We start from the raw sequence: 24,411 nt of genomic DNA, 5'->3' as shown, positions 1-24,411 counted from the left end.
TAGGATTAAGATGAGTGAAACGCGCCATCATGATGATGGTCCAAAGCAGTTAACGCCGCTACAGCAAGCTTTACTGACTATCCGCAATCTCCGGAAGAAGTTAGAGACGATAGAGCAAGTCAGGAAAGAACCTATAGCAATCATTGGGATGGGCTGTCGCTTTCCAGGAGGAGGAAACTCACCCGAGGCATTCTGGAACTTGCTTGAAACCCGACAAGATGCCATAGATCTGATCCCTGATACACGTTGGAACCCGGAGACATTCTATGACGCTGATCCCGATACTCCCGGAAAGATGAATACACGCCGAGGTGGGTTTCTGCAAGATATCGAGCAATTTGACGCTTCGTTCTTCGGCCTTTCTCCTCGTGAAGCAGTCCATATGGACCCACAACAGAGGCTCCTACTCGAAGTTGCATATGAGGCGTGCGAACACGCAGGCATAGATGCTCTGGGGCTCAGCGGCAGCCGCACAGGTGTCTTTGTGGGTGTCCATAGCCAGAGCATGGACTATTTCCTTATGGAACTATCCAATCCCTCACAAATCGAGGCATATAGTAGCACTGGCACGGCACACAATGTCATTGCCGGGCGACTTTCCTACTTCCTGAACCTGAAAGGGCCAAGCATAGCAGTAGATACCGCCTGTTCCTCCTCGCTCGTGGCGCTCCATCTGGCCTGCCAGAGCCTGCGCACGGGCGAATCTGATCTGGCCTTTGCAGGGGGCGTCAACCTCATCTTACGTCCCGAGGTCAGTATCTGCTTCTCGAAACTGCATATGCTAGCCCCGGATGGCAGATGCAAGCCATTCGATGCACGAGCCGACGGCTTCGTTCGTGGCGAAGGCTGCGGCGTCCTCCTCCTCAAGCGCCTCTCCGACGCTATCCGCGATCATGACCCTATCCTCGCCCTCATTCGCGGCTCCTCCCTCAACCAGGACGGTCGCTCCGCCGGCCTCACTGCCCCTAACAGCCTCTCCCAACAGCAGGTCATCGCTCAGGCTCTCGCTCACGCCTCTCTCTCTCCCGCTCAGATCAGCTATGTCGAGACACATGGCACCGGCACCTCCCTCGGCGATCCCATCGAGATAGAAGCTCTCGCTCAGGCCCTCGGCACGGTTGGCCCTCCCTGTCTGTTGGGAGCGGTCAAGAGCAACATCGGCCATCTGGAGGCCGCTGCTGGCATCGCTGGCTGCATCAAGGTCATTCTGAGCATGCAACATGAGCTGATCCCTGCAAACCTGCATTTTGAGCGGTGTAACGAGCATATCCATCTGCAAGGCACCCGCTTGCAGATCGCACAAGAAGCAACCCCCTGGAAACGTGGCGACACACCTCGCTTCGCTGGCGTCAGCTCCTTTGGTTTTGGAGGAACAAACGCGCATGTAGTGCTTGAGGAAGCCCCGGTTGTTCGTGGGATGACTCCAGCCTCATCTATGGAACACTATGTGTTGCCCATCTCAGCACGAACTACAGCGGCATTGCGGGCAGCAGTTGCACAATACAAAGAACAAATAGCTTCCTGGTGCAAGAACGATCACTCTCTTTACTCCATCTGTTATACTGCCGGGACGCGTAGAAGTCACTATGAGCGAAGAGCCGCCTTTGTCGCCTCAACCTGGGAAGAGCTAGCGGAGCAGCTCGCCGCATTTTCACAGCCGCCAGAAGCAGAGCGCCATTCCCGGGAGTCATCCAGAGGAATCGTCTATGTTTTCTCAGGGCAGGGAGCACAATGGCCCGGGATGGGACACGAACTCTATACAACGGAAGCCGTATTTCGTGATACCTTCCAGGAATGCGATACCATCTTTCGTCGCTATAGCGGGTGGTCCCTGATTGATACCCTTATGGCGTCACCAGACAGTTCACGCTTAGACGATACCTCAATTGCACAACCGATGATCTTTGCAATTCAGGTCTCGCTTGCGGCGCTCTGGCGCTCCTGGGGAATCATCCCATCCGCAGTTGTCGGGCATAGTATTGGCGAGGTTGCAGCCGCTCATCAGGCCGGTATCCTCGATCTTGAAACCGCGCTTCAACTGGTCTTTTATCGTGGCAGAATTATGCATGCTGTGGCAGGGAAGGGGAAAATGCTTTCAGCGAATATTCCGCTATCACAAGCAGAAGCCCTGCTAGATCGCTATAAAGGAAGGCTCTCCCTTGCAGCACTCAATGCACCCTCTATGGTCACCCTGGCCGGTGATACTGCACTCCTTGAAAAGATCGAGCAGGAGATGCGTGAGAAGCAGATTTTTGCACGGATGATGCCTGTAAACTACGCCTTTCATAGCTATCAGATAGCACCTCTGGGAGACGAGCTACAGGCCGCTCTCCTTCAGCTTCACCCTCAATCTGCCCGGCTTCCCTTCTTCTCGACGGTCTTTGGTCGCAAAATCGAGCCAACTGAAAAGCTAGATGAGGTCTACTGGAAACGTAATATGTGTGAGCCAGTGCTTTTTCAGCATGCCATTATGGAACTGCATAAGGCAGGATATCGCACCTTCCTGGAGGTCGGCGCACATCCAGTACTGGCCCCCGCGCTCCGTGAATGCGTGCAAGAGCAGGGGCTTATTCTTCCGTCGCTGCGGCGCGGGCAGCCCGAACGGCGTCTTCTTCTCCAATCGCTGTCAACGCTCTATAGTTGCGGCTATCAGCCAAACTGGAAGGCACTCTATCAACAGCCCTGCCTCCCTGTGGCGCTTCCGTCGTACCCGTGGCAGAGATCCTATTACTGGCTTCCGTCAGGCAAAAAGCCAGCCGCATCAGCACAGCCACCACTTCAGAAATGGCTCTACGAGGTATGTTGGCAGCCCTATTCAGTCCCATCGACACCAGGGAAGCAACAGGATTGGGTCCTCTTTACGGATAGTTCAGGCGTGGGCGAAACTGTAAAGCATCTACTCCAGGCCAGCGGCCAACGATGTATTACGGTGGCCTCAACTGCACACGCTGACGCCGATTATGTGCTTGAGAGTGCGGAACCATCGGCATACAGGGAGATCCTGAGTGCTATTATGCAGCAGCTCACCACGCGCTCGCTGAATATTCTCCATCTCTGGAGTCTGGATCACTCTGGCGAACCTCCTCACTTCCAGCACGCTCAGCACTCGGGCTGCGAGAGTGTGTTACTGCTTGTTCAGGCACTTGCACACTTAGAGCTGGAACATGACACAGCGCTCTGGTTGGTCACAAAAGCCACTCAGGCTCTCGACACACGCTACTTCACGCCAGGGCTGATGCAGGCACCGCTCTGGGGACTCGGAAGAACGCTCAGACATGAATTTCCTTCGCTCCGCTGTATGCTGGTTGACCTTGATCTTCAGCCGGAGCAGTCCGCATTGCAGACCTTGACTGCACTCCTTACAGAGGAGCAACTTACCGAGGATGAATTCGTCCTGCGTGAGCAAGAGTGCTATGTCAGCAGGCTACGGCCCTATAGCGAGATGCAGCGAGTATCCCTTTCTATCAAAGAACAGAGTGCGTATCTTGTTGCTGGCGGTCTCGGAGGTCTGGGATTAGTGATCGCCGACTGGCTTGTACAGCAGGGAGCACGTCATCTGATTCTGGTAGGGAGGCATGCCCCCGGTGATGACGCGCAGGCGGTTGTTCAAAAACTGCGAAAGGCAGGAGCAGAGCCGCTTGTCTTACAGGCCGATATCACAAATGCAGACGATGTTCGCAGCATTCTCACTACCCTTGAGCAAAAGAAACTTGATCTCAAAGGCGTGATTCACGCTGCCGCTCAGTTAGATGATGCTATTGCGGTTCATACAACTCCTGCGCGGCTCTGGAAGGTGATGGCCCCTAAAATCCAGGGTGCCTGGAACCTGCACCTGAATACAACTCAGTATGCGCTGGATTTCTTTATCCTCTTCTCATCGGTTGCCTCGCTGTTGGGCTCCGCAGGCCAGGGAAGCTATGCAGCAGCAAACGCGTTTCTTGATGCCTTTGCCCATTATCGACGCGCTCAGGGGCTACCAGCTATCGTGATTAACTGGGGTCCCTGGGATACAGTAGGGCAGGTAACAAAGCGGGAAAACCTCGAAACCCAACTGGCGGAACGAGGATTAAAGAGTCTGAAACCGGCCCAGGGATGTGCCATTATTTCCTATCTCCTGGGGCAAGCTCATACACAGGTTGCCGCTATGCATCTCGACATACCACGGTTCCAGACTTTCTACGCCTATCTGTCCCGTTCGTCTCTGCTGGCTGATATCCTGCCGCAGAAAAAAACCGAAGCTGATCAATCGGTGCGCTCACAGATTCTGGCTTTAGATGCATCACAACAGGTACAGGCCATTGAACGAGAACTCAGTTCAATCATCATGGCAAAGACCAAACTGTCCAGTGACGACGTGACGCCACAAAGAACGCTTCTGGATCTGGGGCTAGATTCCCTGACGGCACTTGATATTCAACATACAGTACAAGAACGCCTGGGAGTACGCGTTCCGCTTGTATCCTGGCTCAACAATACAGGGATCGGAACACTGGCAATCCAGATTCAGCAGAGATTACTTGAAGAGACAGCTACAGCGGACACAACAGCTCAGCAAGCTCTCTCATCTCCCGAACAAATAGATGAGCTTCTGGCAAATATAGACTCGCTCTCGGTAGAAGAAATGGACGCCGCCCTGAACAGCTTGTTGCAGCAGAAGAAAGGCGAAAGCTATGAATGACTCTCCCAAGCCACTAACCAATCTTTCTCTCGATGAAAAGCGCCTCTTGCTAAGACGTCTTCTGGAAGAAAAGAAACGGGAGCAAGCAGCGACAGAATTTCATCCGCTCTCCTATGGACAACAGGCGCTCTGGTCCCTGTATCAGTTGGAGCCAGGCAGCACGGCTTATACTATCTTCTGCGCATTGCAATTCACGGCACCGGTGAATAAAACGGCCTTACATCAGGCACTTGAAGCAATCATAACCCGTCACGCCATTCTAAGGACAACCTATGTTGTCAGGGATGGTATCCCCTATCAGCAGATCCATCCTATGCTCAAACCGGCTCTGGAGACCCATTCAGTTGCTTATGTCACGCCGGCATTCCTACGCGAACAGGCAAGTAATCCGTTCGATCTGGAGAAGGGGCCTGTGCTACGCCTGCATCTTTACCACAGCCTTCAGACAGAGCAGGACGTCCTTCTTCTCGTGTTCCACCATATCGCTATTGATCTCTGGTCCCTTGAACTGGTCATACAGGACCTGGAGACAGCATATAAGGCTCTCTCAAGTGGCAGGCAGCCAGCTTTTGCACCGGTCAGAATGTCGTATCTGGACTATACGTATAGACAGCGCAAGCGTATGAGCGAAACGCCCGGGAAGCGGCTAGGAGCATACTGGACCCGGCAACTCCAGGGCGCTCCCCCTGTGTTACAACTGCCTCTTGATTCTCCTCGCCCTCCGATGCAGACCTATCAGGGCGCACGCTACAGCTTCACCCTTGATGCCCATATGACACAACACCTGCGCGAACTGGCAAAAACCGAGAAAACGACCCTCTACACCTTGCTTCTGACAGCCTTTGCGACGTTACTCTATCGGTACACCAATCAAAAAGATATCCTCATTGGCTCCCCGACAGCCGGGCGCGACGAAGCCGAATTAGCAGGGGTCATCGGCTATCTGGTCAATCCTGTGGTCCTGCGAGCGCAATTTTCAGAACATATGGAATTTCGCACCCTTCTCTCTCAGATGCGCGTGACAGTGGCCCAGGCCCTTGAGCATGGAGAATACCCCTTCCCCCTGCTGGTCAAACAACTTCAGATTACAAGAGATCCGGGCCGATCTCCGCTCTTTCAGGTCGCGTTTTCCCTGGAGAAAGAACAGCAAAGAGCAGAGCATGACGCCGCTTTTCATATCCTGTCCGGTGAACAACTGGGAGCCGAGTTTGACCTGACTCTTCAGATCTTTGAGGGTGACGAACATATTACAGCCTGCTGGCGCTACAACAGTGATCTTTTCAGAGAAGCCACGATGGCACGTATGGCAGGCCACTTCCAGGAACTCCTGAAAGCGATATGTGCTTCTCCAAACGCACTGCTGGACTCATATCCGCTGTTGTCCGCCGCAGAGCAGCAACGGATGCTTCGGGATTGGAACAAGACAACATTACCCTATCCCGAAGCGCTCTGTATGCATCATCTCTTTGAGCAACAGGTTGAGCAAACACCGCAGGCTACCGCTCTGATTTGTGGCACAACGCGCCTGACCTACCAGCAATTGAATCAGAGAGCGAATCAACTGGCCCGTTTACTACAGCATCACGGAGTGGGTCCCGAGGTTCCGGTTGGTATCTATCTTCCTCGCACAGAAGATATTGTTGTAGCACTTCTGGCAACCTTGAAAGCGGGCGGCACCTATATTCCTCTCGATCCGGCATACCCTGCTGAACGGATCAGATTTATTCTTCAGGACAGTCGGGCCTCAATAGTGCTGACCAGAAGTGAGCTTGCCCCCATATTCCAGCAGGGGTGTACGCTTATCCGCCTCGATGAAAGACGTGAGCGCTCTCTTCCTATGGAAAACCTGACGGTATCGCTCTCGCCCGAATCGCTCGCGTACAGCATCTATACATCCGGTTCCACCGGGCTTCCGAAAGGAGTTGCGCTGGAACATCGGAATGCAGTCGCTTTCCTTACCTGGGTTTGCCATGCCTTCTCAAAGGAGGATCTGGCAGGCGTTGCAGTCTCAACCTCTATCTGTTTTGATCTCTCTATCTTTGAGATCTTTGCTCCGCTCAGTTGCGGAGGTGCAGCAATCCTGACTGAAAATGCCCTGCAAATTCCAGATGCGGCAGCCCGTGACGAGATCACGCTGATAAATACAGTCCCCTCGGCAATCGCCGCCTTAGTTCAACAGGGTCTGACTCTGGAACGACTACGCATCATTAACCTTGCCGGCGAACCATTGCAGGCCCGGCTCGTCGATCAACTGTATAAAGAGCTGGCGGTTCAGCAGGTAAACGATCTCTATGGCCCTTCGGAATGTACAACATACAGCACCTATACCCTGCGCCGTCAGGGCAAACCACCAACAATTGGGCGCCCGATCTCGAATACGCGCATCTATATTCTCAACGAGCAGCTTCAGGCTGTCCCACCGGGCGTCGTGGGCGAACTCTATATTGGAGGAGCGGGTGTGTCAAGGGGCTATCTCCATCGCCCCGAACTTACAGCGGAACGCTTTCTCCCCGATCCCTACAACGACGGCAAAGAAGGAGCGCGGATGTATCGAACCGGCGATCTGGCGCGCTTTACTGTTGATGGCGAGATCGAGTTTCTGGGACGAGCAGATCTGCAAATCAAGATCAGAGGGTATCGTATCGAACTTGAAGAGATAGAGCATCACCTGTCTACCTTCCCTGGACTCAAGGAAGGGGTCGTCATGGTGAAGGAGCTGGCAGGCGGCAAGCAGCTTGTAGCCTATGTTGTGCCGGAAACGGGTCAGCCACTCGCATCCTCTGACATACGAGCGCACCTGCTTCAATACCTGCCCGATTATATGATTCCGGCCCTCTTTATTCAGCTTCAGGCCCTCCCCCTGACCGCCAATGGGAAAATTGATCGGCAGGCCTTGCCAGAGCCCGAGGCCCACGAATCCGAAAAGCTGTATACGGCCCCGCGAACAAAGAATGAGCAGATACTTGCGGAGATCTGGGCCGAAGTGCTCGGAGTTGAGCGAGTCGGGATCAATGAAACCTTCTTTGAACTGGGAGGTGATTCTATCCTGAGTATGCAGGTCGTCTCGAAGGCGCGCAGCAAAGGACTCCATTTTACTTCGAGGGACATCTTCCGCTACAAAACCATCGCAGAGCTGGCAGTCCATACCAGTGATACGCACATGCTGCAGGCTGAACAGGGCGTTGTGGTGGGACGGGTCCCGCTGACGCCTATTGGCCACTGGTTCTTTGAGCAGCACTTTACCAATCCCCATCACTGGAATCAGGCCCTTTTGCTTCAAGCCAGACAGCCCCTTGATAACAAGAGATTACAAAAAGCCGTGGCCTGCCTTCAAGAGCATCATGATGCGCTTCGCCTGCGCTTCCAGCTTACCGCAAATGGGTGGGAACAAAGCATAGCTGAGGCAAAAGGATTACATGCACCCTATGCCTATGTAGATCTATCCCCTCTCCCCGCTGCTCAACAGGAGAGCATTATGCAGCAGGTGATGGATCAGCTACAAACAAGTATCAATCTGGAAAACGGGCCTCTCTTCTGGGTTGTGCTCTTCCATTTTGGTGAGGGGCAACCTGATAAGCTGTTCTTTACCGCCCATCATCTGGCTGTTGATGGCGTTTCCTGGCGAATTCTGCTTGAGGATATACAAACAGCATACAGCCAGTCTGGTACGGGCACCACACCTTCATTGCCAGCAAAGACAACCTCGCTGAAACAGTGGGCGGAGCGTCTCCAGATCTACGCGCAAGACGCACCGCATGTACCCGAGAATCAGTACTGGTTTGCACAGGTTGGGAACAACCATAGTCATCCACTATTACCGATAGCGCATCCAGGTGGGAGCAATACCGAGGGAGATGCACACACCGTTTCTGTAGCGCTCTCAACCGCTGTAACTCACCACCTGCTTCATACATTGCCTCGGCGCTACCGTATACAACCCGAAGAAGTGCAGATTACAGCGCTTGCTCTGGCTCTGTCCGCTTCTGCTGGCCGAGAGACTATTGTGCTGGACCTTGAGGGGCATGGAAGAGAACACCTGTTTGATGAATGTGATCTCGCTCGAACGGTAGGCTGGTTTACCTCTTTGTATCCTGTCCACCTCTCACTTTCAGAGCGGACACCGGTTCAGGCCCTCAAGCAGGTGAGAGCGCAATTGCAGAAGATCCCTCAGCGCGGTATGACCTATGGCATCTTACGGTATCTCAGCGGCGAAAAGCAGCTTGCACAGCTATCGACTTCCGAAGTTCTCTTTAACTACCTGGGACATTTTGACCTCGCCACCGATACGAATGCCCTTTTTGAGACGGCGCTTTCCTTCCCGGGAAACCTGCGCAGCCCCGATGCCAGAAGAAGCCATATACTGGAAATCAACACCATGCTTCTTCAAGGGCAACTGCATATTCACTGGACATGTAGCAAGCACCAGTTCAGCCATGATGTGATAGCACAACTTGCCCGGGACATGCTTCATTTTATAGAACAGATCGTGTCAGAGCATAGCACGTTCCAAAACATCTATACTCTTGCCGATTTCCCCCTGATCGATCTGAGTCAGCAGCAGCTTGATCATCTCGTGTACAGACTTCAACAGGGCGGGCACGAGCTCGCTGAGTATGCTATTGAAGAGCTTCTTCCCCTTTCTCCATCGCTTCAAGGCATGCTCCTTTCTTCGCTGACAGAGGAAACGGATAAATATAGAGAGCAATTTGTCTGCACGCTGCATGGCTCACTTTCCATAGAGCAATTGCAGCACCGCTGGCACGAGCTTGTGAGCCTGCACGCGGCGCTCCGTTCAAGCTTCGTTTGGGATCCCGCCCCTTTACAGGTTATATGGAGTGATAGGCCTGCATCTCAGAAAGAGCTTCAGTTCTATAACTGGCTCTCACTTCCATCTGCACAGCAGGACGAAGCCCTCCAAAAAGTGCTGGCAACGGAAAGAGAGCGCTGCAACCTGAGTATTGGTCCCTTGATTACCCTGACGCTCTGCCAGTTGGATGAAGCAGCTTTCAAGCTCGTTCTGACCTACCATCACCTTGTTCTTGATGGTTGGAGCCTCTCTTTGTTACTTGATGCTCTGTTTGCTCCTGCCCTTCCCACACAATCCGCTCCTTATAATATATATATGCGTTGGTTGCAAAAACAGGACCTGACAGCCGCCGAACATTTCTGGCGCTCACAACTGGCCCATTTTACACAGCCGACCTGTCTTGGCGTTGAAGCAACTACTCATTGTTACGCAGAACAAACTATACAACTGGATGCCGAAGGAACACACCGGTTACAAACAACATTACAGCGGCAGCATATCACCCTGAACACGCTCTTCCAGGGACTCTGGGCGCTCCTTCTGGCCCATTATCTGGACCGAGATGACATCGCGTTTGGGGTCACAACTGCCGGGCGCCCCGCGGAGATCGCAGGTATCGAAACCATCATCGGTTGTTTTATCAATACGATACTGCTTCGTCTCAATGTCCAGCACAAGCAAGATTTCTGGTCGTGGCTGGCCGAGATACAGGAATCCTTTGCGGAGACACAGCAATTTCAGTATTGCTCAGCAGGTCAGATCCACCAATGGAGCGACGTTCCAGCGACAAAGGCGCTCTATGATAGCATTCTTGTCTTTGAAAATTATCCGCTGGGTGAACGCCACATTACGAGCCGCAACCTCACCCTTCATCTACGAGATGCCTTCTACCAGGGCGCACGTACCGAATACGCTTTGACGCTTATGATCCTGCCCGGCTCGGCACTGCGTGTTCGCGCTATCTATGACAGAGAACGCCTTGATGAAGCCTTTGTAGAACATATCCTTCAGCAATTGACCATGCTGCTGCGCTCTATCGCAGATCGGGGACAGGTTCAGGATCTCTTCTCGCTTCTTCCCGCTGAAACGAGAGGCAGTCGCAAGGTCGTTGTCGCGCATACAGAAAAAGCAGAGGTAGCAACACCACAAACACAGACAGAACGGCGGCTGGCCACAATCTGGCAACAGACGCTTGGTCTGGAAATGGTCGATACCCGGAGCAACTTTTTTATGCTTGGCGGTCATTCCTTGCTGGCAACCGCTCTCATCGACCGCATACAGGATGAGTTTCAAGTGAGCCTGTCTCTGACAAAGCTCTTTGCTGCTCCGACTATTGTAGAACAGGCACAAGAAATTGATTTGCTTCTACGCAGTCAACAGGCCGACAATAGCGTGAACTTGCCCGAGCTTGTACCAGCGCCACAGGAGCGCTTCCAGCCCTTTCCGCTCACTGATGTGCAGTACGCGTACTGGGTTGGACAAAATAATATGTTTGCTCTTGGTAATACAGCAGCGCACCTCTATGCGGAAGTCGATGCGCCAGACCTCGATCTTGAATTGTTCCAACGCTGCTGGCAACGGCTGATTGAGCGGCATGAAATGTTGCGGATGATTGTTACCGAAGATGGACAACAACGCATTCTGGCAGACGTTCCATCCTATAAGATCCAGACTGTGGACCTGCGCGACCATCCAGATCGCGACAGCGAACTGAAGCGTATTCGCGAGGAAATGGCTCATCATATTCTGCCTGCCGAACGTTGGCCACTGTTTGACATCCGAGCGTCTCTGCTGAACGACCATTGTACGCGGCTGCATTTTAGCTTTGACCTGCTGATTTGTGACGCCTTTAGCCTGCAAATTATCAGTCGCGAACTGACACAGTTGTATCAGCATCCGGAGAGCGAACTTCCAGCGCTTGATCTCTCATTCCGTGACTACATTTTGCATGAAAGGGCTCTCCGTTCACTACCGGTATATACACAATCCCTGGCATACTGGCGACAACGGCTCTCCTCACTGCCACCTGCTCCCGTCTTACCTCTGGTAAAGCAGCCCGAGGAGATCGAGCGCCCTCGCTTCCAGCGTCGCAGCACACGCATGAGCCGCACCAATTGGCAGCGCCTCAAAACCTATGCAATGGAAGAGGGACTGACTCCTTCTACACTCCTGCTGGCAGCCTTTGCCAGAACGCTTGCCAGTTGGTGCAATGAAGATCATTTCACGCTGAACCTGACCATCTTTCATCGACTCCCCCTTCACCCACAGGTGAATGAGGTACTTGGAGACTTTACCTCGCTCATTTTGCTAGAGGTCGCACCACAGGAACAGCTCTCCTTCTTGAAATGGGCCAAACAGCTCCAATTGCAGCTCTGGCAAGATCTGGACAATCGCTATGTAAGCGGGGTACAAGTGCTACGTGAACTTGCACAGAAGCAGCAGGAAAGTGGCACTCTCTTCATGCCCGTCGTCTTTACCAGCGTTCTACCACCAACATCCGATACAACAATTGAACCCTGGTTAGGAAAACTGGGAACGCTCACATATAGCATCTCCCAGACACCTCAAGTCTGGCTGGATCATCAGGTAACAGAAGAAAATGGCGAGCTTGTGCTGCTCTGGGATGCCGTAGAAGAGCTTTTCCCACCGGGCCTCCTGGACGATATGTTCAGCTCGTATTGCACCCTTTTACAGACGCTAGGGCAAGCACGCGAAAGCTGGAACAGAAGGACGCCACACACGCTGCTTCCCTTACCACAGCAGGAGATGATTACATCTATCAATACCATCGCCGAACAGCCAGAAAAGGTCCTGTTACATACCCCCTTCCTGCAACAGGTGAGGAAGAGGCCAGAACACGTCTCCTTGATTACAGCTCAACGGAGCTTTTCCTACCTCGATCTCTATACACATGCATATCAGCTCAGCCAACAGCTCAAGCAGCACCAGGTCAGGCCCAATACGCTTATAGCTATTGTCATGGAAAAAGGATGGGAACAGATTGTTGCTACACTGGGCGTTCTCTTTGCAGGAGCCGCTTATCTCCCTATAGATGCGCGGCAGCCTCAGGAGCGGATCCACTATATGCTTGAACACGGAGATGTCCCGGTCGTCCTGACACAGCCACAATTCAAGGATCGGCTATCCTGGCCCGAACAGGTCCATGTGCTTGCTATCACCGATGATCTGGTACAGGCTCCGGTCGCCTGCCAGGAACATGCTGAACAGGAGCCCGAAGATATAGCCTATGTCATTTATACCTCTGGTTCTACCGGTCACCCCAAAGGTGTTGTGATTGATCATCAGGCAGCAATGAATACGATCCTGGATATCAACAGGCGCTTTCAGGTCACGGAACAGGACCGAGTATTCGCGCTCTCTTCACTCAGCTTTGATCTCTCGGTCTATGACATCTTCGGCGCGTTGGCAGCCGGAGCAACCATTGTTCTGCCCCAAGCGACAGAGACACGTGACCCGGCGGCCTGGTGTCGGGCTATTCAGCAGCATCGAGTGACGATCTGGAATTCTGTGCCCGCGCTGATGAGCATGCTGGTTGAGTATGCCCAGGGAAGTGCATACAGCCTGCCACAAACGATCCGCCTTGTGCTGCTCAGTGGCGACTGGATTCCCCTGTCATTGCCTGAACAGATCACGGCCCTGTTTTCCGAAGCCAGTGTTATCAGCCTGGGAGGCGCCACTGAAGCCTCAATCTGGTCTATCTACTACCCGATTACAAGCATCCAGCCAGAATGGAAGAGCATTCCTTATGGGAAGCCACTTACCAATCAGCAGTTTTACGTTTTCAACAAAGCATTCGAGCTTTGCCCCACCTGGGTTCCCGGACAGCTTTATATCGGTGGTCATGGACTGGCTCAGGGATACTGGCGTGACTCGCAAAAAACACATGCCAGTTTCATTCGCCACCCTGTAACCGGGGAACGACTCTACAAAACCGGCGATCTGGGACGCTATCTACCAGATGGCAATATAGAGTTTCTCGGACGTGAAGATTTTCAGGTGAAAGTAGGTGGATATCGCATCGAACCCGGTGAGATCGAAGCAGCTTTAGTTCAGCTCCCCGAAATTGACTCGGCTATTGTCACTGCTGTTGGTGAGCAGTTTGAGCACAAGCGGCTGCTGGCATATGTTATTCCCGCACAGCAGGCAACGGGGAGCGCTTTCGATTGGAACCAGCTTCAGGCTTGCTGGCAGGAACATATACACACCTTCTCTATTCCCTCAGTGACACCAGAGGTCATTGAGACAGAACAAAAACTGGAAGAGGTCCTTGTTCTGGCAGTCTGTAAAGCACTTCGAGATATGGGGGTCTATCATACTGCGGCTGAAAGCTATACGCTTGATGAGCTGATGGAGGTCTGTAAGATCCATCCCCGGTACCGAAAATGGTTGACAAGAAACATGGCTCTTCTCACAAAGAGGGGCCTCCTGGTACAGACTCGTGAGCGCTTTGAGGCCAGAGAACCGCTACCGGCAACCGATATTACCGAAGTCTGGCACCAGTACCATGAGACGGCAGCAAAGGTAACAAATCAGGCGCTGCTACAACTTGGCTGGCTGGAGCACGTTTCCGAAACTCCGCCACCGACTGTAACCAGGCTGAGTGCAATCTTGCGAGAAGATGTCCATTCAGCAGAGATCTACGTCTCTTCAGAGACAGTGGCAAGCTACCGCTTCTTCCACTACTGTAATCTACTTGCCAGGCAAATCACTGCCGATCTGGTACAACACTATCCCGCGCCTCGCAAACTGCGCGTCCTGGAGGTGGGAGCCGGCTTCGGCACAACTACAGAATATATTCTACCGGCATTTCCAGCGGAAAGAACGAATTTTGTCTTTACAGATATCTCACGATACTTTCTGCAAGAAGCCCGTACGAAATTTGCCCATTACCCGTTTATGACCTATGACATTCTCAATATTGAGGAGAATCCACAGGCGCAGGGCTACGATCTGCATAGCTTCGATCTGATCATTGCTTCCAGCGTCTTGCATGCAACAGCCCGCATAGAACAATCCCTTGCGCATATTCGTTCGCTGCTTGCGCCAAATGGTCTGCTGCTCCTTCTCGAAGAAACAGCCTTCCACCCCTCTTTTGATCTGGCAATGGGCTTGCAGCAAGGCTTTGATCGTTTTGAAGATACCGAAATACGGTGGCCTCATCCGCTCCTTTCACGGGCACAATGGGCAGAGATCCTGAAGAAGCAGGGCTTCCAGACATCGATCAACCTGCATCAGCCAGGCTCAATTACAGATTACTTCGGGCTGGATCTCATTCTTGCTCAGGGTCCAAATACCGTAAGGACGTTACAGAGCGAGCATATACTTGAGAGCTTGCGCAAGCGCCTGCCTGAGTATATGCTTCCGACTTCAATTATTCCGTTAGAACGCTTTCCTCTCACGGCGAATGGCAAAGTTGATCGAAAAAGGCTTCCATTACCTGCTCAGCCAGCGAGACAGCAGGAAGTGAGCGAAGCAGTTCCCCGGTCTTGCTCGCCTACAGAGGCCCGGCTTATCGAGATATGGTGCGATTTGCTCGATCTGGAGAGAGTGGCCCTTGACGCAAACTTCTTTCAGCTTGGCGGCGACTCTTTACTTGCAACGCGACTCCTTTCACGTATTCGATCAGTCTTTGATCTGGAACTCCCGCTGCAAAGCATTTTCAGTAATCCGACCATTTCCATGCTGGCTACGAAGCTGGATCAACAGAAGAAGGAGAAAAACGTTCCTTCCTCATCTATTACAACGCTGGCGTCACAAACCAGAAATGACTTGCTCAAACAGATAGATCAGCTCTCGGCTGATGAAGTGCGCTCTTTGCTCAAACAAATGTTAACAGCGAAGGAGGAGAACGAGTAATGGCCCACGAGCAGCAGAATTTTATTGAAATGTTAAGCGGAGAAGAGCAGCGCCAGCTTCTGGTAAAGCTGTTGCAGGAACAGCAGCAAGGAGTGCAGTCTTTTGAGCTTTCCTTTGCGCAGCAGCGACTCTGGTTCATTCACCAATTGCTTCCACAGAGCCCCGCCTATAATGTACCAATGGGCATCCGCCTCTGTGGAGCGCTTGACAGAGCGAGACTGCAAAAGAGTCTTGATCTTATCATAGAGCGACACGCAACCCTGCGTACACGCTTCATCGAGGAAAACGGGCAGCCCCGTCAGTTGCTGCAACCCGCAGAATCTCTTGAGCTTCACTACGAAGACTTCAGCGAGACAGAGGGGCTTTCTTCCGCCCTGGTACAGAAACGTATTCTCCAGGAAGTACATCGCCCTTTTGATTTGCAGCAAGGCCCGCTTCTTCGTGGCAGCCTCTATCGCTTCGGAGAAGAAGAGCACTTCCTGTTGCTCACCATGCACCATATCATCTCAGATGGCTGGTCCCTGCGCGTCATCGAGAAGGAATTAGGCACGCTCTACGAAGCGCTAGGGCGACAGGAAGAGCCTCTTCCGCTTCAAAAGCTCCCCATCCAGTATGTTGATTTCGCTTACTGGCAACGACAGCAACTTCAGGAAGAGGCGTTAACAGAGCATCTGGCTTACTGGCGTGAACAGTTACAGGACCTACAACCGCTCTCTCTACCGACCGATTATCCCCGGCCAGCCCTACCGGGATATCAGGGGAAGCGGGTCCGTATCCAGATCCCATTACATTTGACCCAACAACTGGAAGCCCTGGGACAGCGAGAGGAAGCGACTCTTTTTATGTCTCTCCTCACTGTCTTCCAGATTCTCCTGTCTCGCTATACAGGCCAGCTTGATATTGCGGTTGGCTCGCCCATTGCCAATCGAACGCGTCAGGAGATCGAAGGACTGGTCGGCTTTTTTGTGAACAGCCTGGTTTTACGCACAAAACTGGATGAGCAGGCTTCTTTTCTGGATCTATTACGCCTTGTCAGAGACATCACGCTGGATGCATATGCGCACCAGGATCTCCCATTTGAACGTCTGGTAGAGGAGCTACAACCGGAACGCGCCTTGAACCGAAATCCGCTCTTTCAGATCGTTTTCGCGCTTCAAAGCACCCAGATGGAGACTATTCAGCTTACAGACTTACGCCTGGAGCCGCTGGTAATCGACAATGAAGTGACTCGCTTTGATCTTGAATTCCATATCGGTCGTACTGCGCACGGGCTGGAAGGTGTCTTCATCTACAATACCGACCTCTTCGCCGAAGCCACCATTGAGCGTATGGTCCATCACTATACCAATCTCCTGGAGGAGATCGTCCAGCACCCTCAACAGCCGCTTCAGCATATGCGCATGTTAAGCGACAGCGAATATCAGCAACTGATCTTTCAGTGGAGCCAGTCAGCCTCTACAGGAGACGCCTGGCAGAGCGTGATAGAACAAATTGAGACTCAGGCCGTTCAGCGTCCCGATGCCCTGGCTGTGGAGCAAGGGACGCTTCGGCTGACATATCACGAGCTGAACAAGCAGGCAAACCAGCTAGCGCACTTCTTGCGAGCAGCGGGCATCACCACAGAGAGCCGGATTGGTGTGCTTCTTGAGCGTACTCCCGGGCTTCTCGTTGCCTTGACCGGTATCCTCAAAGCAGGCGGCGCCTATATTCCGCTCGACCCCGAGGCACCAGAGGCGCGAAATCGGCAACTGCTTCAGGAAGCCGAGCCTGACCTTCTCCTGACCCAGCAACATATCTCTTGTCGCTATCTTGAACAGAGCGATACTCACATTGTCGTGCTGGATAGCCAGGAAACACAGGCGGCCCTTGCGCAGATGCCCGTAGATAATCTTTGCCTCTCGCTCGAGCCGGAGACGATTGCATATACGATCTATACTTCTGGCTCGACAGGGAAGCCAAATGGCGTGCAGATTTCACACGGGAGCCTGTTCAACCTTGTTTGCTGGCATTGTCGCAGCTTCGCCGTCACCTCGGATGATCGCACAACGTTGCTGGCAGGCCTGGGATTCGATGCCTCGGTCTGGGAACTCTGGCCGTACCTCTGCCGTGGGGCAAGCTTCCACCTGCCGCCAGATAACGATACTCGCCTTGATCCCTCCACCTTACAACGCTGGTTACAGCAACAACACATCAGCATCTGTTTTGTGCCAACTCCTCTCGCCGAGCAAATCCTCCAGTTACCCTGGGAGCCAAACACGGCCCTTCGGCTTATGCTCACCGGCGGAGATCGCTTACACTCGATCTCTCTGGCGCAGATACCCTTCACTCTGGTGAACAACTATGGTCCAACAGAGAATACAGTTGTCACGACCTCGACGCCTGTCAGTCCTGCCGAGATAGAGCGAGAGATCCTGCCTCCGATAGGCCGCCCTATTGATAACGTTCGCATCTACATTCTGGATAGCGAATTGAGGCCCGTGCCAGTCGGGGTCATCGGGGAATTGTATTGCAGTGGAAAAGGGTTAGCACGGGGCTACCTGCATAGACCCGACCTGACCGCCGAAAAGTTCCTCCCAGACCCTTTCTCAACTGAACCCGGCGCACGCATGTACCGAACAGGTGATCTGGTTCGCTATCGCTCAGATGGGCAGATCGAGTTTAGAGGAAGGCACGATTTTCAGGTAAAGATTCGAGGGTTTCGTATCGAGTTAGGAGAGATCGAAGCGACATTGCGTTTGCAGCCGGGAGTCAGAGAGTGCAGCGTGCAGGCATATGAAGGCCCCGGAAATGAGAAACGCCTGATCGCATATGTTGTTCCCGAGAAGGTAGCAGGAGATGCACAGCAGCACCTCTACCAGCAGGAATTAGTGGAACAATGGCAGGATCTCTATGACGAAACCTATCTTCAAAAGTTGCCAGAGCAGGAAAATGACTTTAATATTATCGGCTGGAACAGTAGCTACACAGGTGAGCCTCTGCCAGCCGAGGAGATGCGCGAGTGGCGCGACAGCACTCTACAGCAGCTCCGAAATCTGCATCCAAGCCGTGTCCTTGAAATCGGGTGCGGAACTGGCCTGCTTCTCTTGCAACTGGCAGGAGAATGCGAGCGCTACGTTGGTACTGACTTCTCCAGGGTCTCATTGCAGCAGGTCAGCGCGCTGGTCCAAGAACGCCACTGGTCGCATGTAAGCCTGCTTCAGCGCCGTGCCGACGAGGAGATAGGATTGAATGATGAGCGCTTCGACCTTGTGATTCTCAATTCTGTTATTCAGTACTTCCCGGACGTTGAGTACCTGCTTCAGGTCTTGAAACAGGCCGTACAACGCCTGTCACCCGGTGGCGTGCTCTTCATTGGCGATGTGCGTGACCTGCGCTTGCTGGAGGTATTCCGCGCCGAAGTTCGGCTTCTGAATGCGGATGCCAGTGCAACAATCGGAGAGCTTCTACAACAGGTTCAACGAGATGTGCGACAGGAAGAAGAGTTCTTACTTCATCCACAATTTTTTGAATGTTTGCCTGCATACCTGTCTCGCATCCACGAGGTCACTATTCGTGTGAAAAAGGGGAAGGCGCACAACGAATTAACGAAATATCGCTACGACGTTCTGCTGAGACTCGACCAACAGGAAGAGATACCCCCGGAGCGAGAAGAACTCTCCTGGCAGAGTGATTGGACACCTGAACAGCTCCGATCGCGCTTGCAGCAAGCCTCTGCACCACTGCTGGTCGTTAAAAACGTCCCCAATGGCCATGTACAGCAGCCTCTACAACAATGGCATAGGCTCAACGAAGCAGAAACATCCCTGACTGTTGGCGAGTTTCGGGCACAGGTCAGCAAGGCTGATACCATAGATCCCGAGGTGTTCCGGTCGCTTGCGCACGATCTCTCCTATGTTTGCGATATTCGGCATACCGGCGTAGCTGACACCCTTGAACTGCTCTTCGCGAAGGAAAATACCCCTGAAGCCGTCGCTCTTCTCAGCGGCAAAGGATCTAGAACCGGCACCCGGTCCGCAGAGTTTCCGCTGAACTGGTCACGCTTCGCGAACAATCCTTTACGGCGTAAGCAGGAAGCGTTGCTTGAGCAGCAAATTCGCGCCTTCCTGAGCGAGCGCTTGCCTGAATATATGCGACCCACCTCAATCATGCAAATAGATACACTTCCTCTCACGGCACATGGGAAGGTTGATCGGAAACGTCTGCCCGTCCCGACGGATTATCCGGCAAATACACAGGGGATATGGGTATCACCACGAACAGAGCTTGAAACGCGTCTTGCTCAGATCTGGGCGGAGGTTCTGGGAGTCAGGCGGCTCAGCATCAAAGACAACTTCTTTGAACTTGGAGGGCACTCGCTGCTTGGCACACAACTTATGACCCGGATTCGCAGCAACTTACAACTGGAACTTCCCTTAAAGCTTCTCTTTGAAGCACCAACAGTTGAAGCGATGGCGGCCAGGCTGGAACAGTATACACAGGAACACTATGAAGCCATTCCCATCTTGAACGAGCGCGAACGTCCCCTTCAGCTTTCTTTTGCCCAACAGAGATTATGGTTTCTGGACCAGCTCGCTCCCGGCAATCCCTTTTATAATGTCCCTATTGCCTTGAAGTTAACCGGTCCCCTGCATCACACAGCTCTGGAACAGAGCATTCGCGAGATATTGCGCCGTCATGAGAGTCTACGTACCGTCTTTCGCGTCTATCAAGGGGAACCACATCAGGTGATCCTTTCGCCAGATACGCTACCAGAACAGCTTCTCCCGCTCATAGATCTTACTTCGTTTTCTCCTGAGGAACAGGCAGAGAGAAGCCGCCAACTGGCAATAGAGGAGGCTCAACGCCATATTGATCTTGCCCGGGACTTGATGTTGAGGGCCGTTCTGTTGCGTCTTGCTCCAGAAAGTCACATTCTTTTGCTCACGCTACATCATATCGCCGCCGATGGCTGGTCCATGCAGGTACTGAGCCGCGAGCTAAGCGCTTGCTACACGGCCTTCTTGAAAGGGGAAACGCCATCATTACCGCCACTTCCCGTGCAGTATGCAGATTTTGCACTCTGGCAACGGCAGCGGCTAACCGAGGATGAGCTTGAGAAACACCTTGCGTACTGGACAAAACAACTGGAAAAGCTCCCCTTCTTCGAGATCCCGACGGACTTCCCGCGATCGCGCACTGAGAGTTTTCGCGGGGCACAGATGCACTTTTCTATTCCTGCCTCCCTTGTTGCCCGCCTTCAGACGCTCAGCCAGAAGGAAGGAGTCACCCTGTTCATGACGCTGCTGACGGCTTTTCAAACCTTGCTCATGCGTCATAGCAGGCAACAAGACATTGTAGTCGGTTCTCCTATCGCAAATCGCCGTCAGGTTGAGCTAGAGCAGCTCATTGGCTTTTTTGTCAATACGCTGGTCCTACGTGTTGACCTGTCCGGGAACCCGTCGTTTCTAGAGGCATTGCACAGAGTGCGTGAGGTCACGCTTGGAGCATATGAACATCAGGATTTGCCGTTTGAGCGACTGGTAGAAGAGCTGCAGCCAGAACGAAATCTGGCCTATAATCCGCTCTGTCAGATCCTTTTCCAGCTTGTTAATACGGCTAGCACCTCTGTCTCCTTACCCGGTATCATTGTTGAATCGATCTGGGAGGATAATAAGACAGCAAAGTTTGACGTACAGCTCTCCTGCGTTCACCAGGGTGAGGATCTGTTCTGTATCTGGGAATATAACACCGACCTGTTCCATGCAGATACTATTGAGCGGTTAACGAAACATTTCTTGCGCCTTCTCACAGAAATCGTTGCCAACCCCCAACAGCGCATTCAGAAGATAGCCTTACTTGAGGAAGATGAGCTGCAACAGCTCTTAGTCACCTGGAATAGGACCCGGCTGGATTACCCACAGGACCAATGTATTCACCAGTTCTTCGAGAGACAGGCCGAGCAAACGCCTGAGGCCCTCGCCCTTGCATATGAGGGACACAATATTCCGTATCAGGTCTTGCAGCAGCGTACGAACCAGCTTGCCCACTACCTTCAGCGGCAGGGAGTACAAAGTGAGAGCCCGGTTGGTATCTGTTTTGACCGGAGTCCAGAACTTATTATCGCAATGCTGGCAATTTTGAAGGCAGGTGGTGCATATATTCCGCTTGATCCTGCCTATCCACCGGAACGTCTGGCGTTTATGATCCAGGATGCAGGCATCTCCATCCTGCTGACGCACTCCAGACTGGTCGGGCTCTTTGCACAATCACAGCTTCCCTCGGTGCTGACGCTGGATACACTTGATGCAACCCTGGCAGAGGAATCAGTTCAACCACCGTCCACAGATGTACAGCCGGACTCGCTCGCCTATATCATCTACACATCGGGATCTACAGGCGCGCCGAAAGGGGTGATGATATCCCATCGCAGCCTGCTGAATCTTGTTCGATGGCATCAACACGCATTTCAAGTTACCTGTCATGATCGGGCAACACTGGTCGCAGGCGTCGCCTTCGATGCCTCAACCTGGGAAATCTGGCCGTATCTGCTCGCGGGAGCCAGTCTGCACATTCCCCCACAAGACCTCCCCAAGGATGCAATACGGCTTCAGCGCTGGCTTATTGAGCACTCAATCACCATCAGCTTTCTCCCAACGCTCCTGGCAGAAGCCATATTGCCGCTCTCATGGCCTTCTGATAGTGCCCTTCGTTTGCTCCTGACCGGCGGCGACAAGTTAAACCATTATCCAGCCCCTTCCCTTCCGTTTCTGCTGATGAATAACTATGGTCCGACAGAGAACGCAGTTGTGACCACATCTGGCAGAGTACTTCCCGAAGAGGCAAATGCAGGCGCTCCCCATATAGGTCGCCCTATCTCTAATACCAGGGTATATGTGCTTGATGAGGAGCTACAGCCTGTTCCGCCCGGCGCTCCGGGAGAACTCTTTATTGGTGGGCAGAGTTTGGCGCGTGGCTATTTCCACCACCCGGACCTGACCGCCGAACGCTTTATCCCCGACCCATTCAGCAACAAGCCCGGAGAGCGATTGTATAGCACCGGAGATCTGGTCCGTTATCGCGCAGATGGCAACATAGAATTCCTCGGGCGACGGGATTTTCAGGTCAAACTACGAGGCTTTCGGATCGAGCTTGAAGAGATTGAAGCGGTTCTTAGACAGCATGAGGGCGTACAGGAAGCCGCTGTTGTTTTACCCGGAAAGACCGCCGAAGAAAAACGTCTGGTTGCCTGCGTTGTTCCCCGCCAGGAAATGCTTTCCTCTTCAACAGGCATGGCGGGAGAACATGTTTCCTCCTGGCAGCACTTCTATGAAGAGTTGTATCACGTACGTGAGGAACTGGCTGATCCTACCTTCAACCGGATCGGATGGATCAGCAACTATACCGGGCTTCCCTTTTCCGAGGAAGAAATGCGAAGTTGGCTTGAAGACACCATCCATGAGATACGTCGTTTACAGCCACGTCGTATTCTTGAGATAGGTTGCGGAACTGGTATGCTGCTTTTTAAGCTGGCCCCGGCGTGTGAGGTGTATTATGGAAGCGACTTCTCAGCCCAATCATTGGCTTATATTGAGCAAACGCTGAAAGAGCTAGATACCCCTCTCCCCCAGGTACATCTGTGGCAACGTTATGCCGACGACTTTCGTAACTGGGAGAACGACTTCTTTGATGTTATTATCCTCAATTCGGTCGTTCAATACTTTCCCGATGTCCATTACCTTCTGCGCGTCTTGCACGGAGCAATCGAGCGGCTGGCACCAGGAGGAGCGATCTTCCTGGGTGATGTCAGAAGCCTTCCGCTCCTGGAAATGTTCCAGCTAGCAGTACAGCTTGAACAGGCACCAGACAGCATTACAAAAGAACAACTACAGCAAAGGGTGATGCATGATCGCCACCTGGAAGAGGAGCTTGTCATTGATCCTGCCCTGTTTGTTGCTCTGGCACAACAGCATCCGCGACTCAAGCAGGCACACATCTTTCCCAAGCGTGGGCCACAGCACAATGAGCTCACCCAGTTCCGTTATCAGGTGGTCTTGTACGCCGATCAGCCAGCAAAAGAGCCTCCCCTTTCCTGCCCCTGGCTTGCCTGGGAAACAGGAATGCTCGCGCACCTGCACACACTGCTGACAGAGCAAAGACCGACGGTGATCGGCATTGAGCATATTCCAAATGCACGCCTGGATCATCTGTTAGCCGCGCAGCAGTGGCTCGAAGCGCCCAATAAGACAAGCACTCTGGAAACCTGGCGACAAATGCCTGTCCAGGCACAAGGTATAGAGCTTCAAGAGCTTGAGGAGATAGCGAAAGCAACAGGATATGCTGCCTTTTTCAGTTGGGCCAGGCAGGAAGAGCGAGGCTGCTATGATGCCCTGTTTGTTCGTCGTGATCAGGCTATATCGGAACAGACCATTCTTGCTGCATTCCCTCGTCCATCCCTTCAAGCGAACTGGCATGACTATGCCAATCAGCCGCTCGAAAAGAAAACAGAGCGTCACCTTCTCACACGACTGCGTAGCTATCTTCAGAAACGGCTGCCCGAATACATGGTGCCCGCTCGTATCATGTTTCTTGATGCCTTACCACTCACGCCAAACGGCAAACTTGATCGAAATGCGCTGACCGAACTGGCCTCACTCGATACTTCGGCGACAAAGGAGAAACAGCAGGCAGCACCTCGTACGCCTGTGGAGCAGACACTTGCCGATATCTGGTGTCAGGTGTTAAAGCTGGAACGGATCGGCATTCATGAGAATTTCTTTGAGCTGGGCGGCCACTCGCTCCTTGCCACACAGGTTGTCTCGCGTATTAACAACGTCTTTCAGATGGAGCTTCCCTTACGGGCGCTCTTTGAAACGCCAACAATCGCGGAAATGGCGCAGTATGTTACTGGTCATCAGCAAACAACTGCACCACAGAACACGCTACAGGGAGAAGATACCTTCAGTTCAGAAGATGCAGACCAACTCCTGGAACAGTTGGATGAGTTGCCAGAAGATGCCCTTGATGAACTGCTCAATACCCTGTTACACAACGACGAGAAATAATAAGCCAT

The 24,411-nt window shown here is 52.8% G+C and carries 3 protein-coding genes; all 3 read left to right on the top strand.

Annotated elements, in window-relative coordinates; translation table 11 throughout:
• Nucleotides 1-10: 10 nt before the first annotated feature.
• Genes EI42_RS19820 through EI42_RS19810 form a run of 3 tightly spaced genes read left to right on the top strand, consistent with a single transcriptional unit; the run spans nucleotide 11 to nucleotide 24,403 of the window.
• Nucleotides 11-4,678 (top strand): type I polyketide synthase, encoded by a 4,668-nt coding sequence (locus EI42_RS19820; RefSeq protein WP_111324377.1) that lies wholly within the window; start codon nucleotides 11-13, stop codon nucleotides 4,676-4,678.
• Nucleotides 4,671-15,362, top strand: coding sequence for a non-ribosomal peptide synthetase (locus EI42_RS19815; RefSeq protein ID WP_111324376.1), 10,692 nt, complete (start codon nucleotides 4,671-4,673; stop codon nucleotides 15,360-15,362). Before EI42_RS19820 ends, EI42_RS19815 begins: the two co-directional genes overlap by 8 nt.
• A complete protein-coding gene (locus EI42_RS19810) occupies nucleotides 15,362-24,403 on the top strand; it encodes a non-ribosomal peptide synthetase (RefSeq protein ID WP_111324375.1) in 9,042 nt (3,013 codons plus the stop codon). Before EI42_RS19815 ends, EI42_RS19810 begins: the two co-directional genes overlap by 1 nt.
• The last annotated feature ends 8 nt before the right edge of the window (nucleotides 24,404-24,411 follow it).

It is taken from the genome of Thermosporothrix hazakensis (assembly GCF_003253565.1).
GTDB classification, from domain to species: Bacteria; Chloroflexota; Ktedonobacteria; order Ktedonobacterales; family Ktedonobacteraceae; genus Thermosporothrix; species Thermosporothrix hazakensis.
The sequence above is the reverse complement of the archived record's forward strand: the minus strand, read 5'-3'. Positions and strand labels throughout refer to the sequence as shown.